Origin of the sequence: Thioclava sp. IC9, assembly GCF_002213225.1 — a bacterium.
GTDB classification, from domain to species: Bacteria; Pseudomonadota; Alphaproteobacteria; order Rhodobacterales; family Rhodobacteraceae; genus Thioclava; species Thioclava nitratireducens.
Window position 1 is genome coordinate 1,024,810 of the sequence record NZ_NBNX01000001.1, and the last position, 13,800, is coordinate 1,038,609.

The 13,800-nt window shown below is 64.9% G+C and carries 12 protein-coding genes and 1 riboswitch; of the genes, 5 read left to right on the forward strand and 7 right to left on the reverse strand.

Going from position 1 to position 13,800, the window contains the following annotated elements; translation table 11 throughout:
- The first annotated feature begins 53 nt into the window (after window positions 1–53).
- Both B6V76_RS04710 and B6V76_RS04715 read left to right on the forward strand, forming a co-directional pair.
- Window positions 54–1,289, forward strand: a complete 1,236-nt coding sequence (locus tag B6V76_RS04710) for a putative DNA modification/repair radical SAM protein (RefSeq protein WP_088726782.1) — start codon at window positions 54–56, stop codon at window positions 1,287–1,289.
- Window positions 1,289–2,713, forward strand: coding sequence for a UdgX family uracil-DNA binding protein (locus B6V76_RS04715; RefSeq protein WP_088726783.1), 1,425 nt, complete (start codon window positions 1,289–1,291; stop codon window positions 2,711–2,713). Before B6V76_RS04710 ends, B6V76_RS04715 begins: the two co-directional genes overlap by 1 nt.
- A gap of 4 nt (window positions 2,714–2,717) precedes the next feature.
- Here the strand turns inward: B6V76_RS04715 and B6V76_RS04720 are convergent, their stop codons facing one another.
- Window positions 2,718–3,461, reverse strand: a complete 744-nt coding sequence (locus B6V76_RS04720; protein ID WP_088718859.1) for a cytochrome c biogenesis protein CcdA — start codon at window positions 3,459–3,461, stop codon at window positions 2,718–2,720.
- A 94-nt stretch (window positions 3,462–3,555) separates the two neighbouring features.
- Here B6V76_RS04720 and B6V76_RS04725 point away from each other — a divergent pair, with 94 nt between their 5' ends.
- Window positions 3,556–3,783 carry a sulfurtransferase TusA family protein gene (locus tag B6V76_RS04725; RefSeq protein WP_075774546.1) on the forward strand — a complete coding sequence of 76 codons (228 nt, stop codon included), beginning with the start codon at window positions 3,556–3,558 and terminating at the stop codon, window positions 3,781–3,783.
- Between the two features lie 122 nt (window positions 3,784–3,905).
- A riboswitch (FMN riboswitch) is annotated at window positions 3,906–4,052 on the forward strand.
- An 80-nt stretch (window positions 4,053–4,132) separates the two neighbouring features.
- Complete coding sequence (locus B6V76_RS04730; RefSeq protein WP_088721748.1) at window positions 4,133–4,567, forward strand: 6,7-dimethyl-8-ribityllumazine synthase; 435 nt, start codon at window positions 4,133–4,135, stop codon at window positions 4,565–4,567.
- Between the two features lie 72 nt (window positions 4,568–4,639).
- Here B6V76_RS04730 and B6V76_RS04735 read toward each other — a convergent pair whose 3' ends face one another.
- The 6 genes from B6V76_RS04735 to purC all read right to left on the reverse strand — a co-directional run bounded on the left by B6V76_RS04735 (window position 4,640) and on the right by purC (window position 13,162).
- Window positions 4,640–7,546, reverse strand: a complete 2,907-nt coding sequence (locus B6V76_RS04735; RefSeq protein WP_088726784.1) for an Rne/Rng family ribonuclease — start codon at window positions 7,544–7,546, stop codon at window positions 4,640–4,642.
- A gap of 598 nt (window positions 7,547–8,144) precedes the next feature.
- Complete coding sequence (locus tag B6V76_RS04740; protein ID WP_075774544.1) at window positions 8,145–9,476, reverse strand: sigma-54 dependent transcriptional regulator; 1,332 nt, start codon at window positions 9,474–9,476, stop codon at window positions 8,145–8,147.
- 3 nt (window positions 9,477–9,479) lie between these two features.
- Window positions 9,480–11,222 carry an ATP-binding protein gene (locus tag B6V76_RS04745; RefSeq protein ID WP_075774543.1) on the reverse strand — a complete coding sequence of 581 codons (1,743 nt, stop codon included), beginning with the start codon at window positions 11,220–11,222 and terminating at the stop codon, window positions 9,480–9,482.
- 117 nt (window positions 11,223–11,339) lie between these two features.
- On the reverse strand, window positions 11,340–12,008 hold the full coding sequence (gene purQ, locus B6V76_RS04750) for a phosphoribosylformylglycinamidine synthase subunit PurQ (protein WP_075774542.1): 669 nt from the start codon (window positions 12,006–12,008) through the stop codon (window positions 11,340–11,342).
- A 138-nt stretch (window positions 12,009–12,146) separates the two neighbouring features.
- Window positions 12,147–12,386 carry a phosphoribosylformylglycinamidine synthase subunit PurS gene (gene purS, locus B6V76_RS04755; RefSeq protein ID WP_075774541.1) on the reverse strand — a complete coding sequence of 80 codons (240 nt, stop codon included), beginning with the start codon at window positions 12,384–12,386 and terminating at the stop codon, window positions 12,147–12,149.
- Window positions 12,387–12,400: 14 nt separating this feature from the next.
- Window positions 12,401–13,162, reverse strand: a complete 762-nt coding sequence (gene purC, locus B6V76_RS04760) for a phosphoribosylaminoimidazolesuccinocarboxamide synthase (protein WP_075774540.1) — start codon at window positions 13,160–13,162, stop codon at window positions 12,401–12,403.
- 270 nt (window positions 13,163–13,432) lie between these two features.
- Here purC and B6V76_RS04765 point away from each other — a divergent pair, with 270 nt between their 5' ends.
- Window positions 13,433–13,750 (forward strand): DUF1476 domain-containing protein, encoded by a 318-nt coding sequence (locus B6V76_RS04765; RefSeq protein WP_075774539.1) that lies wholly within the window; start codon window positions 13,433–13,435, stop codon window positions 13,748–13,750.
- Window positions 13,751–13,800 lie beyond the last annotated feature (50 nt).

Here is a 13,800-nt window from a genome sequence, read left to right on the forward strand (position 1 = left end):
CCCTTTGTCATGGAATTATTGAAAGGCAGATAGCGTGAACATATAGTGAACACATAGCAAGGATGACTCTCGATCAGAAACTGGCGATCCTCTCGGATGCGGCGAAATACGATGCCTCCTGCGCGTCGAGCGGCGGGCAGCGGCGCGACTCGAAGGATGGCAAAGGGATCGGCTCGGTCACCGGCTCTGGCATCTGTCACGCCTACACGCCGGACGGGCGCTGCATCAGCCTGCTGAAGATCCTGATGACGAATTTCTGCATCTATGACTGCGCCTATTGCGTGAACCGGGTGAGTTCCAACGTCACCCGCGCGCGGTTCTCTCCCGAGGAGGTCGTGACCCTCACGCTGGAATTCTACCGCCGCAACTATATCGAGGGGCTGTTCCTCTCCTCCGGCATTATCCGCTCGCCCGATGACACGATGGCCGACATGGTGCGGATCGCGAAGCTCTTGCGGGTCGAGCATAATTTCCGCGGCTATATCCATCTGAAGACCATCCCCGACGCAGCCCCCGAGCTGATCGAGGAGGCCGGCCTTTACGCCGATCGCCTCTCGATCAATGTCGAGCTGCCGACCGACCGCGCGGTGCAGGACTATGCGCCGGAAAAGGATCCCGCCCAAATCCGCCGCGCGATGGGCGACGTGCGGGTGCTGCGCGAGGCGCGGAAAGAACGCAGCTTCACCGGCAAGCGCCCTCCGAAATTCGCGCCCGCCGGGCAATCGACGCAGATGATCGTCGGCGCGGACGGGGCGAATGACACGACGATCTTGAAGACCTCGACGCGGCTCTATTCGAGCTACGCGCTCAAGCGTGTCTATTACTCCGCTTTCTCGCCGATCCCGGACAGCTCCGCCGCCCTGCCCCTGATCAAGCCACCGCTGATGCGCGAGCATCGGCTCTATCAGGCGGATTGGCTGCTGCGCTTCTACGGCTTCGACGTGGACGAGATTTCGCAAGGCACCACCGACGGCAATCTCGATCTGACGGTCGATCCCAAGCTCGCCTGGGCGCTGGCGAACCGGCATCTCTTTCCGCTCGACGTGAACAGGGCAGAGCGCGAGATGCTGCTGCGCGTGCCGGGGCTGGGGGTGAAGACGGTGAACCGGTTGCTGGCGACGCGCCGCTACCGGACGCTGCGCTACGAGGACCTGCGGCGCATGGGGGCGAATCTGAAGCAAGCGAAACCCTTCATCACGCTGCTGGACTGGCACCCGCGCGCACTGACCGATGCGGCAGACCTGCGCGCCCGTTTCGCCCCACCGCCGCAGCAGTTGCGGCTGTTGTGATGCGGACGATCACCCTGCCCGAGATCGGCACGTTCGAGGCTTGGCGAGACGAGGCCCGCGCAGCTTTGGGCGCTGGCATCCCGCCCGAGGAGCTTCTCTGGCATCGCGGGGCGGGTGAGGCCGATCTCTTCGCGCAGGACGCCCCTACCCCCACGGGCAGCGCTGTGAGCGTGCCAAAGGGCTTTGTCGACCTCGCCCGGCTCGTGGTCTGTCATCGCGACCCGGAACGCTTCGCGCGGGCTTACGCGGTGCTCTGGGCGCTGCGATCCGACAAGCGCCTGCTGGAAGACCGCGCCGATCCGCGCATCGACCGACTGAACCGCATGGCCAAGGAGGTCTCGCGCGACCGCCACAAGATGACGGCCTTCGTGCGCTTCCGCGAAATCGGGGCGCCCGACGCCCCACGTCGCCGCTTTGCCGCGTGGTTCGAACCCACGCATTACATCTGCGAGCTGACCGCGCCGTTCTTCGTCAGACGGTTCGGCGATATGGACTGGTCGATCTTCACACCCGACCTGACCGCGCATTTCGAAGCGGGCAAACTGCGCTTCAGCGAGGGGCAGCCGCGCCCCGACCTGCCCGAGGATGCCGCCGAAGACCTCTGGCGCACCTATTTCCGCAACATCTTCAACCCGGCGCGGCTGAAGGTCGGCGCGATGCAATCCGAAATGCCGCGCAAATATTGGCATAACCTGCCCGAAGCCAGCCTCATCCCCGAGATGATCGCCACCGCACAGGCCCGCGCCGAGGAGATGGCATTAAGTGCCCCCACGCTGGCCCCGGCCCGTGCAGGCAAGATCACCGAGCGGCTGGCAAGCGACCGCGCCACCCCGCCGCCTGTCGGCGACCGCGCGGAGCTGCTCGCCGGGCTGAACGGCTGTCGCCGCTGCCCACTTTGGGAGAACGCCACGCAGCCAGTGCCGGGCGAAGGGCCGCTGGATGCGCCGCTGATGATCGTGGGCGAGCAGCCGGGCGATTTCGAGGATCTCGAGGGCCGCCCCTTCGTCGGCCCTGCAGGCCAGCTTTTCGACGAGGTGGCTGCGCGTGCGGGTCTGTGCCGCGATCGCGCCTTCATCACCAATGCGGTGAAGCATTTCAAATTCACCCCGCGCGGCAAACGGCGCATCCACCAGTCGCCCGACCGGCAGGAAATTCATCACTGCCGCTGGTGGCTCGACCGGGAACGCGCTCTGGTGAAGCCGAAGGCGATCCTTGCGATGGGCGCGACGGCGCTGGAGAGCCTCACCGGGGATCGGCGCGACCTTCTCAAGCGGCGCGGCACGGTGGAGATGCTCGACGATGGCACGCCGATGCTCATCACCATGCACCCGTCCTACCTGCTGCGCCTGCCCGACATGGAAAAGCCCGCTATGCTGCGGGCTTTCGAGGCGGATCTGGTCCGCGCGGTGCAGATGGTGGCGTGAGGCGTCAGCCCAGCACTGCAAGGCTCGGGAAGGTCTCCAGCAGCCAGAAACTGATCGCCGAGAACGCATTGGTCAGCAGCAGAATCCCGACGACGACCAGCAGCGCGCCCATCGTCTTCTCGATGATGCCCATATAGGCCTTGAGCCGGTTCATTACCCCGATCGCGCGCTGGATGAACAGCGCGGCCAGCAGGAACGGAATGCCCAGACCCAGCGCATAGACCGCCAGCAGCGCGGTGCCGCGCGCCTGATCGCCGCCTTGGGCGGCCAGCGACAGGATCGCACCCAGCTGCGGGCCGATGCAGGGCGTCCAGCCGAAGGCGAAGGCGAGCCCCAGCACATAGGCACCCAAACTTGAGCCGCCCCGGTCGCCCGCATCCAGCCGCGCCTCGCGGTCGAGGATCGGGATGCGGAAGACGCCGAGGAAATGCAGGCCGAGGATCACGATCACCCCGCCCGCGATCCGTCCGAACAGCACCTGATTGGTCAGGAAGAACCGCCCGAAGGTCGAGGCGGCGAACCCCATGAACAGGAACACCGTCGACAGGCCAAGAACGAAGAACAGCGCAGGCACCGCCGCCGAGCGTTTGCCCTCGCGCAGGTCGCCCATGCTGACCCCGCCCATATAGGCGAGATAGGGCGGCACGATCGGCAGCACGCACGGGCTGAGGAATGACAGCAGACCCGCAAAGAGCGCCACGAAAGCGGCGGGCAGGAAAGCGGCAGAGACGAGATCGATTCCAAACATGTTCTTCCTCTACCCCATTCCTCGCGCGCGGTCACCGGGTCGTGAGATAACAACAGCGTGGACAAATCAGCGCGGGCGCGCGAGAACCTCCGGCATGAAACCCGATGTCGAAATCGATGCAAAGGGGTTGTTGTGCCCCCTGCCCGTCTTGCGCCTGCGCAAAGCGTTGGAGGCGGCGGCGCCCGGCACGCTGGTCCAGCTGGTCGCGACCGACGGGGCGAGCTGGATCGACGTGCCCCATTTCTGCGCGCAATGCGGACACGAACTGGTCGAGGCAGAGGATTGGGAAGGCGTGAAGGTCTATCTCGTACGCAAGGGCTGATGGCCCTCGCGTTGCGCACCTGCCCGGCGTCGGCCCGCCGCTGATGATCAGTCTCCCGATGCTGGTAAGGCTGGCCGAGGAACTGAACCCCTTGCCGAGGACACAAGCGCGTGCCAATCTCCGGCCATTCTCAGGGCGGGGCGAAATTCCCCACCGGCGGTATGCGGCGAAATCCGCGAGCCCGCGAGCGCCTCGCCGTCGTGCGAGGGTCAGCAGATCAGGTGCGAGGCCTGAGCCGACGGTTACAGTCCGGATGGAAGAGAATATGCAGCCGATCCCGGGCCTTCTCGCGCGGGCACGGCCTGTATGTGATCGCCTTGGGTGACGTGTCGCTAGCAAGGAGATCACGATGACACACACCCGTTACGCTTTTATCAAGGCCAATTGGCACGCTGATATCATCGACCGCGCGCTCGAGGGGTTTCTCGAAGAGATCCCGGCGGCGCAGGTCGATGTCTTCGACGTGCCCGGCGCGTTCGAGCTGCCGCTGAGGGCGCAGGAACTGGCCCGAACGGGCCGCTACGCGGCGATCGCGGGCGCGGCTCTGGTCGTCGATGGCGGAATCTACCGGCATGATTTCGTGGCGCAGGCCGTGGTGAATGGCCTGATGCAGGTGGGGCTGGAGACGGGCGTGCCCGTGCTGTCGGTCTCGCTGACACCGCATCAGTTCCAGGAGACCGATCACCACCGGGCGATCTTTGGCAGCCATTTCGTCGAGAAGGGCCGCGAGGCGGCGCGGGCGGCGCTGCAACTGACCCGCCATGCACAGGAACTGGCCGCCTGAGCGCGGATAAGCAGATATGAAAACGAAAAAGGCCGGGCGCTCTGCCCGGCCTTTCTCAAATCTGAGGCTGCCTCAGCGGCTCCACCAGCCCCGTTTCTTGGGCTTGGGCGCCTCCTCGGTCATGGTTTCGCCCTCGGCTTCGGTCTCCGCGAAGGCCGGACCACCGGGCAGTTCGACCGGAGCATCAGGCTGCGGCGTTTCCGGAGGCTGCTCGAACGGGGTTTCCGGCTCGGGCGCGGGCGGCGTTTCCTGCGGCACGTCGGCAGGGGTTTCCTGCGGCGTAGGCTCGGGCGTCTCGACGGGCGCGTCGGGCTGCGGCGTCTCCTGCGGCTCGGTCGGCGCGTCGGGCTGCGGGGTTTCCGGCGGCTCAGGGCTCTCGGGCGTCTCCGCTACGGGCTCCTCGACCTTCTTGCGCGCACGGGAGCGGCGCTTGGGTTTGGGCGCCTCTTCCTCCGCCGCTGCGGCCTCGACCTTGGCGCCGGCGGCGCTGCCTTCGACGGCGGCTTGCGCATCCGCCTCGGGATCCACCTTCTTGCGCGACCGCGTGCGGCGCTTCGGCTTGGGTGCTTCTTCCTCGGCCTTGGCCTCGGTGCCCTCAACCGCAGCTTCCGCGGTCTCGGCGTCCGCTTTCGGTTCTTCGACCTTCTTGCGGGCGCGCGAGCGGCGCTTCGGCTTCGGCGCTTCTTCCTCCGGCTGAGCCTCGGTCTTGACGTCGGTCTGCGCCTCGGTCTTGGCCTCGTCCGCCGGAGCCTCTGCCGCTTGCGCGGGTTCGGCCTTGGCGGGCGCGTCCTGACCTCCGGTCGGTTCAGACTTCTGATCGTCCGACTTGTGGTCGCCCGACGACTGATCGCCGTTCTCCGAAGAGTCGTTATTCTCCCCGTTCTCGCCATTCGACTTCTTGCGACGGCGACGGCGGCGGCGCTTCTTCTTAGGCTGCTCCTCGGCCTCGGTCTCGACCTCCGGGGTCTGCGCCTCGGTCTCGTCCTCCGCCTCGTCGATTTCGGCCATCAGGCTTGCCGACGCGGACACCACGGGGCTGTCCACTTCCGCAACATTGCGGGTCGCGGTCTTGAACTTCTCGATGGTGAAATCGGGCGAGACTAGCTCGGGCGCGGCCTCGATGCGCACGGACATACCGTAGCGGGCCTCGATCACTGCCACATGTTCGCGCTTAGCGTTCATCAGGTAGTTGGCGACCGCGACGGGCGCACGCACCAGAACCTCGCGGGTCCGTTTGCGGGTCCCCTCTTCCTCGATCGCGCGCAGAACGCTCAGCGCGAGGCTGTCATCGGAGCGGATCAGGCCGGTGCCGTGGCAATGGGCGCAGGGCTGCGTCGTGGATTCGATCATGCCCGGACGCAGGCGCTGGCGGCTCATCTCGAGCAGGCCGAAGCCGGAGATGCGTCCGACCTGAATGCGCGCGCGGTCGGTCTTGAGGCGCTCTTTCATGCGCTTTTCGACGGCCGAGTTGTTCTTGCGCTCGTCCATGTCGATGAAGTCGATCACGATCAGCCCGGCGAGGTCGCGCAGGCGCAGCTGGCGGGCCACTTCGTCGGCGGCTTCAAGGTTGGTCTTGAGCGCGGTTTCCTCGATCGAGCCTTCCTTGGTGGCCCGGCCCGAGTTCACGTCGATCGCGACGAGCGCTTCGGTCACGCCGATCACGATATAGCCGCCGGACTTGAGCTGAACGGTCGGGTTGAACATCGAGGCGAGGTAGCTCTCCACCTGATGGCGCGCGAAGAGCGGCAGCGATTCCGAGTAGTGCTTCACGTTCTTGGCGTGGCTCGGCATGATCATCTTCATGAAGGCCTTGGCCGCGCGGTAGCCGCGCTCGCCCTCGACAAGAACCTCGTCGATATCCTTGTTGTAGAGATCACGGATCGAGCGCTTGATCAGATCGCCTTCTTCGTAGATCGGCGCCGGTGCGACGGATTTCATCGTCAGATCGCGGATCTGCTCCCACAGGCGCATCAGGTATTCGTAATCGCGCTTGATCTCGGTCTTGGTGCGCTGCGCGCCCGCCGTACGCACGATCAGGCCGGCACCTTTCGGCACGTCCAGCTCGCCCGCGATTTCCTTGAGCTTCTTGCGGTCGGCGGCGTTGGTGATCTTGCGCGAGATGCCACCACCGCGCGCGGTGTTGGGCATGAGCACGCAGTAGCGGCCTGCCAGCGAGAGATAGGTGGTCAGAGCGGCGCCCTTGTTGCCGCGCTCCTCCTTGACGACCTGCACCAGCATGATCTGGCGGACCTTGATCACTTCCTGGATCTTGTAGCGGCGCGGACGCGGCTTGCGGGCCGGACGGATCTCCTCCTCGACATCCTCGTCGGCGACGGATTCGATGCCGCTATCGGCCTCGGCCGCGTCGTCGTCATCCTCGTCCGAGTCGTCGCTGTCATCCTCGTCGGATTGCGCAGCTTCCACAGCCGCGGTTTGCTCAGCAGCTTCCGAAGCGGGCGCTTCCTCGGCCGGAGCTTCGGAGGTTTCCGTCTGCGCGTCCGCTTCCGCCTCTTCGCTGGCGGCATCGGCGTTCTCGTCTTCCGCCTCGGGATCGACGACGCCCATGCCCGGGATCTCGTCCGAGCTGACGACCGCGTCGTCCTGCTTGGCCTTTTCCGCCTTGTTCGAGGACCGGCGCGAGCGGCGGCGGCGTGATTTCGGCTTTTCCTCTTCCTCGGCAGCGGCCTCGGCAAGCTGTCGCTCTTCTTCGAGGAGCGCTTCGCGGTCGGCGACAGGGATCTGGTAGTAATCGGGGTGGATTTCCGCGAAGGCGAGGAACCCGTGCCGGTTTCCTCCGTAGTCGACGAATGCCGCCTGCAGCGACGGTTCGACGCGCGTTACTTTCGCGAGATAGATATTGCCGGCGAGCTGCCGTTTGTTGATGGTCTCAAAGTCGAATTCCTCGACCTTGTTGCCGTCCACCACCACGACGCGGGTCTCTTCCGCGTGGGTGGCATCTATAAGCATCTTCTTTGCCATGTAATTCCAATAGGTCAGCCCTTTGCGACCGGCCCGGGGGCGCGGCGCTGTCTTGGGCTGAAACTGTCCTTGAGGCGAGGCTGCGGACATGCGCGCAGACGGCGGTGGCGTCGAGCCTGCCCGTCTTCATCTGCGAAATCCCGTCACGCATCATCGCGGTTCTTTCCAAGGCGCGGTCGGCCTTAGCCGCTTGGCGCCCAATTAACGGCCTCCATCCCGGCATATGCGGCAGAGGGAGACAAACTTGCGGCCTTTCGGCCAATCGGTTGAGCCGGGGCCCCTTGCGCATCATCTGCGCCGGATCGGCCAAGGCATCAGCGAATTTCGGAGGGTTCACACGTTTGGCGTGAAACCGACTAGTTTCGACCATAGCGGCACAGCCACCGGGAACACAATCGAATTTTCGTAACGGAAGGGTTAATCGCGCCCCGATTCCGGGCAAAGATCAACGATTGGGCAGGCCCGTCCCGGGGATTTTTCGCCCTGAGCCTGAAAATGCCGCGGCGCGGTGCCATCCGGGCCCGCGCCGCTCACGTCGTCTTGTTCGAAAGCTGCCTGCACGCGCCCGCATCGAGGGGAGCCTGCGCGGGCGCAGGCCTCACAAGTAATCGGCGCGCGCGAGGCCGTATTTCGCCATCTTTTCGTTCAGCGTCCGACGCGGCAGGCACAGTTCTTCCATCACCGCCGAGATCGACCCCTTGTGGCGCCGCATCGTGTTGTCGATCAGCATCTTCTCGAAGCTCTCGACATATTCCTTGAGCGGCTTGCCCTCTGTGGTGATCGCAGCCGGGCCCGCCTCTTCGTCGTCGGTCATCAAGAGCGACGCGATGGAGCCCGACCCCCGGCGCGATTGCAGCACCGCGCGTTCGGCCACGTTGATCAGCTGGCGCACATTGCCCGGCCACGGAGCCTGCAGCAGTTGTGCCGCTTCCTGCGCGGTCACTTCGGGCACGTCGCAGCCGTATTCGTCCGCGAATTGCTCGGACATGCGGTTGAACAGCGTCAGGATATCCTCGCCGCGCGCACGCAGCGGCGGCAGGGTGATCTTCAGAGCGGCCAGACGATAATACAGATCGGGGCGCAGCGCGTCCTCGACCGTCTTTCCCTCGCCATGGGTGTTGCAGATCGCGACGATCCGGGTCTCCGCCGGCGCGCCCTGATCGTTGATGAACTGCAAAAGCCGCGCCTGCAGCGACTGGCTGAGCGCCTCGACATCCTCGAGACAGAGCGTGCCGCCGCGGGCCTCTTCCATCAGCGGCAGACCGCCCTCCTCGACCGGGCCGAACAGCTTGGCAGAGAGGGCTTCCTCGGTCAGCGCGGCGCAGCTGACCATGACGAATTTCTTTCCCGCGCGGGGACCCGTCGCGTGCAATGCATGGGCCACGAGCGTCTTGCCGGTGCCGGTCTCGCCATCGATCAGAACGTGGCCATCAGCCTGAGACAGATCGAGAATATCCTCGCGCAGGCGTTCCATCGGTTCGGAGGTGCCGATCAGCTTGCCCATAACCTTCTCGCCCTCGGCCAGATCGCGGCGCAGCGCGCGATTATCCAGCGTGGTGCGCCGCGCCTGCGTGGCGCGTTTGGCCAGTTCGGTCATCCGATCCGGCGAAAACGGCTTTTCCATGAAGTCCATCGCGCCAAGGCGCATCGCCTCGACCGCCATCGGGACATCGCCGTGGCCGGTGATCATGATGACCGGCAGACCGCTATCGATGCCCATCAGCCGCTTGAGGAAGGCCATCCCGTCCATGCCGGGCATCCGGATATCGGTGATCACCACGCCCGGCCAGTCGGGGCCGATCACTTTCAGCGCATCTTCGGCGCTGGCATAGGTCTCGGCGTCGAAGCCCGACAGCGCCAGCCATTGGCTGACCGACTGCCGCATGTCTTCCTCGTCATCGACGATCGCTACCTTCATTAATCTTGCCATGTCTTACTCCGCGGCCTTTATGGCCCTGTTCTTGTCCGCCAGAAGGGGCAGCTGCACTTCGAACACCGCGCCCCCGCTTTCGGAATTATGGGCGGTCAGACGCCCCCCGAAATCACTGATGATGGAGGACGAGATCGCGAGGCCCAGCCCCGTCCCCTCCCCCGGTTTCTTCGTGGTCCAGAACGGCTCGAACAGCTTGTCGAGATCCGAGATTCCGGGACCATTGTCACGCACGCTCAGAACGGCCGTTTCCCCCGAGGTAAGCAACAACTCCACCTGCGGTTCCTCAACGGACTTGGTAGCGTCGAGTGCATTGCGCAACAGGTTGATGATCACCTGCTCCAGCCGGATGCGGTCCGCCATAACCATAACAGGACTCCGCGGCATGGTGCGGGAAATGTGCAATTTGCGAATTTTCAGCTGCGGCTCCATCATCGAGAGCGCCTCCGACAGCGCCACCCGCAGGTCCACCGGCTCGAACGCCTCGCCGCCCTTGCGGGCATAGGATTTAAGCTGCCGCGTGATCGCGCCCATGCGACCGATCAGGTCGTCGATGCGCTGGAAGGAGGACAAGGCTTCCTCCACCCGGGCGCGCTGCAACAGCAGTTTCGCGCCAGCCAGATAGGTCTTCATCGCGGCCAGCGGCTGGTTCAACTCGTGGCTGACGGCAGCCGACATCTCGCCCAGAGCGGCGAGCTTCGAGCTTTGCGCGATCGTCTGCTCGGCCACTGCCAGATCCTGCTGCGCCTTCTCACGCTCGGCGATCTCGCGGCTCAGACGCGCGTTCAACTGGCGCAGCTCCGCCGATTCCGCCCGCAATTCCTGGCTTTGCCGCCGCGCCCGGCGTGATAGCGCGTAAAAGACCAGCGCCAGCAGGATCGCGAAGCCCATGATCTCGAGCGCGAGCACGGCGTTCACCCGTTCGCGCACGGAATCGTAGCTGGTAAAGGCGATCATCTTCCAGCCGCGGAACGGAATGCGCGCCTCGGTCCGCATCACCGCCCGGCCCTTCAGATAGGCGTCGGGCGCATCATTCGCCCAGTCCGCGGTCGCCTGCAGCGCGCGCTCAATCGCGGAGGGGGCCGAGCGTGCGGCCAGCGCCTCCGACATCGTCACGCCGCGCCAGCGCGGCTCGGTCGTCAGGATAATCTTGCCCTCGCTGTCGACCACGGCCAGCGCATCGGAAATCCCCGCCCAAGCGCGCTCGAATTTCGACAGGTCCGCTTCGACGACGATCACGCCGACGGGCTTGTTGTTCTGGATCACCGCCCGCGAGTAGTCGAACTCGGTGCCGCCTGCCTCGGGCTCGTTGACCGAGAAGATCGTCCCGCGCGAACGGGTCGCATCGACGAAGAAGGGCGCGTTCGGAAATGGCGTGCCGATCTGCGTGCGATTGGTCGAGGCCACAACGCGGCCCTGCATGTCCAAAAGTCGGATCGAGGCGACAGCGACCTCTTTCTTGGCCGTGATCAGCTGCGCGGAGGCAGTGGAATAATCAGTCGTATCAAGAGCTTGCGTCAGTTGCGGATCGCGCGCCAGCAACAGCGGCACCACGGAAGTCCGCTGCAATTCCGACATGATGTTGCCGGTGTAGAGCGCGAGGCGCAGCTCGGTGCGCACGCGCGTCGTCTCGGTGAAACGCTGGGTGAGCCACTGGTTGGTGATCCACATTACCGTCCCGGCCAGCGCGAGGATCAGCACCACCGCGATGCGCAGCAGCCAGCGGGCCCGCGGCGAGCGCGCCATAACGCCGAGCCCGCCCTCACCTTCGGGCGGCTCATCCGGTAAAATCGTCGAACGTGTCTGCACGTGCGTCATGCGCGAAGTCTAAGCCAAGGCCCAGAGCGCAACAAGCGCGCGAGATCAGGCGGTTGCCAGCATCCCGCTCAACGCGCGGAAAAGCGCCGCCCCGTCGGCGCCGCCCTGCGCAGCCTCGATCGCGCGTTCGGGGTGGGGCATCATGCCCAGCACCCGGCGGTTCTCGCTTAGCACGCCCGCGATATCGTCGACAGACCCGTTGGGGTTCTCGACATAGCGGAACGCCACGCGGTCCTCGCCCTCGATACGCGCGAGGCCCTCGGGGTCGATCTGATAGTTGCCGTCATGGTGTGCGACCGGGATCATGATCTCCTGCCCAAGCTCATAGCCCGAGGTATAGGCGCTGTCGGTCGTCGCCACGCGCAGCGCCAGCGGTTTCGATACGAATTTCAGCCCCGCATTGCGCATCAGCGCGCCCGGCAGAAGCCGCATCTCGGTCAGCACCTGGAAGCCGTTGCAGATCCCCATGACATAGCCGCCCTTGCCCGCGAAATCCGCCACGGCCTGCCCGATGGGCGAGCGCGAGGCGATGGCGCCGCAGCGCAGGTAGTCACCATAGGAGAACCCGCCCGGCACACCGATGATGTCGATGCCTTCGGGCAATGCGGTTTCCTTGTGCCAGACCTTGACGACATCCGCCCCGGCTGCCGCGAAGGCCATGCTCAGGTCACGGTCGCAATTCGATCCGGGGAAGGTGATGACGGCGGCTTTCATGGGCGCAAACTCCTGGCCTTGAGGGTCGAACCTGTCGAGTAAGGCCAGTACGGCCTTCGTCTTGGTACAAATATCGCGCGGGGGGGGGGGGGGAATTGGCCGGCAGGCCAAGGGGGCAGCGCCCCCACCCTGCCCGGATCAGGCGATCTCGATGGTGTATTTCTCGATCACGGTGTTGGCGAGGAGCTTCTCGCACATCTCCTTCACCTCGGCCTCGGCGGAGGCGGCGTCGGTCGCGGTCAGGTCCAGCTCGATCACCTTCCCCTGGCGCACGCCTGCGACGCCGTCGAAGCCCATATGGCCCAATGCGTGGCGCACTGCCTCGCCCTGCGGGTCGAGCACCCCATCCTTCAGCATGACATGAACGCGGGCTTTCATCACGAGCGGTCCTTTCAGTTGATCAGCGTCGGTTTGATCGGCTGGGTATTCGTCGGTAGCACGCCAAGGCGCTTGGCGACTTCGGTGTAGGCATCGGTCAGGTTGCCCAGATCGCGGCGGAACACGTCCTTGTCGAGCTTCTGGCCCGTCTTGACGTCCCACAGGCGGCAGCTGTCGGGGCTGATCTCGTCGGCCACGATCAGACGCATGAAATCGCCGTCCCAGACCCGGCCAATCTCGATCTTGAAATCGACCAGCTTAATACCGACGCCATAGAACACGCCGGTCAGGAAGTCGTTCACGCGCAGCGCCAGCGCCACGATGTCATCAAGATCCTGCTGGCTCGCCCAGCCAAATGCGATGATGTATTCCTCGGGCACGAGCGGATCGCCCAGCTCGTCGTTCTTGTAGCTGTATTCGACGATCGGACGCGGCAGCGGCGTGCCCTCTTCCAGCCCCAGACGCTTCGCGATCGAACCGGCGGCAAAGTTGCGCACGATCACCTCGAGCGGCACGATCTCCACCTGGCGGATCAGTTGCTCGCGCATGTTGAGACGTTTGATGAAGTGGTTCGGCACGCCGATATTGGTCAGGCCGGTCATGAAGTATTCGGACAGGCGATTGTTGAGCACGCCCTTGCCCTCGATCACATCGCGCTTCTGCGCGTTGAAGGCGGTCGCGTCGTCCTTGAAATACTGGACCAGCGTTCCGGGCTCGGGGCCTTCATACAGAACCTTCGCCTTGCCTTCGTAGATCTTCTTGCGCCGGGGTGCCATCGCGTCTCCGTTCTCGCTTGGCGCGGACGTCGTGGGAGCCTGCGCCACATCCCGAACGGAATACCGCGCCGCCCCTGCGCGCCGTCCGCGAAAGGGTGTCGCCCGCCCTATAGGACAAGCCCGCGAGTCTCGCAAGGTAAAGCGCACAGCCGTTCACGCGGATGCACAGCCCCGTCAAACCGGCCAAATCGCGGCCCTTTCCTCTTGCGGCGCGCCCTGTGCATGTGCATATCGATGGTAACGGAGACTTTACCGGGAGGGACGAGGGCCATGACCACCTTCGACGATCGCGAAAACGCTTATGAGAACAAGTTCGCGCATGATGCCGAACTGCAGTTCAAGGCCGATGCGCGCTGCAACAAGATGCTGGGCCAATGGGCCGCGGGCCTTCTGGGCAAGACCGGCCCCGAGGCCGATGCCTATGTCCGCGAGGTCGTGACCTCCGATTTCGAGGAAGCGGGCCACGAAGACGTGTATCGCAAGCTCTCGGGCGATCTAGGCGACAAAGCCGATGAACAAACGATCCGCGCGAAGATGGCCGAATGCATGGCCGAGGCGCGTCGTCAGGTGGTCGACGAGGCCGAGTGAGCCCTCGCCCATGACACGGATTGAAAGGCCGGATGCCCTGCGCGTCCGGC

Coding starts and splice junctions, on each gene's coding strand:
- B6V76_RS04725 (WP_075774546.1), top strand. CDS start 3,556: ATGAAACCCGATGTCGAAATCGATGCAAAGGGGTTGTTGTGCCCCCTG.
- B6V76_RS04735 (WP_088726784.1), bottom strand. CDS start 7,546: ATGGCAAAGAAGATGCTTATAGATGCCACCCACGCGGAAGAGACCCGC.
- B6V76_RS04740 (WP_075774544.1), bottom strand. CDS start 9,476: ATGGCAAGATTAATGAAGGTAGCGATCGTCGATGACGAGGAAGACATG.
- B6V76_RS04730 (WP_088721748.1), top strand. CDS start 4,133: ATGACACACACCCGTTACGCTTTTATCAAGGCCAATTGGCACGCTGAT.
- purQ (WP_075774542.1), bottom strand. CDS start 12,008: ATGAAAGCCGCCGTCATCACCTTCCCCGGATCGAATTGCGACCGTGAC.
- B6V76_RS04720 (WP_088718859.1), bottom strand. CDS start 3,461: ATGTTTGGAATCGATCTCGTCTCTGCCGCTTTCCTGCCCGCCGCTTTC.
- B6V76_RS04765 (WP_075774539.1), top strand. CDS start 13,433: ATGACCACCTTCGACGATCGCGAAAACGCTTATGAGAACAAGTTCGCG.
- B6V76_RS04745 (WP_075774543.1), bottom strand. CDS start 11,222: ATGGCGCGCTCGCCGCGGGCCCGCTGGCTGCTGCGCATCGCGGTGGTG.
- purC (WP_075774540.1), bottom strand. CDS start 13,162: ATGGCACCCCGGCGCAAGAAGATCTACGAAGGCAAGGCGAAGGTTCTG.
- purS (WP_075774541.1), bottom strand. CDS start 12,386: ATGAAAGCCCGCGTTCATGTCATGCTGAAGGATGGGGTGCTCGACCCG.
- B6V76_RS04715 (WP_088726783.1), top strand. CDS start 1,289: ATGCGGACGATCACCCTGCCCGAGATCGGCACGTTCGAGGCTTGGCGA.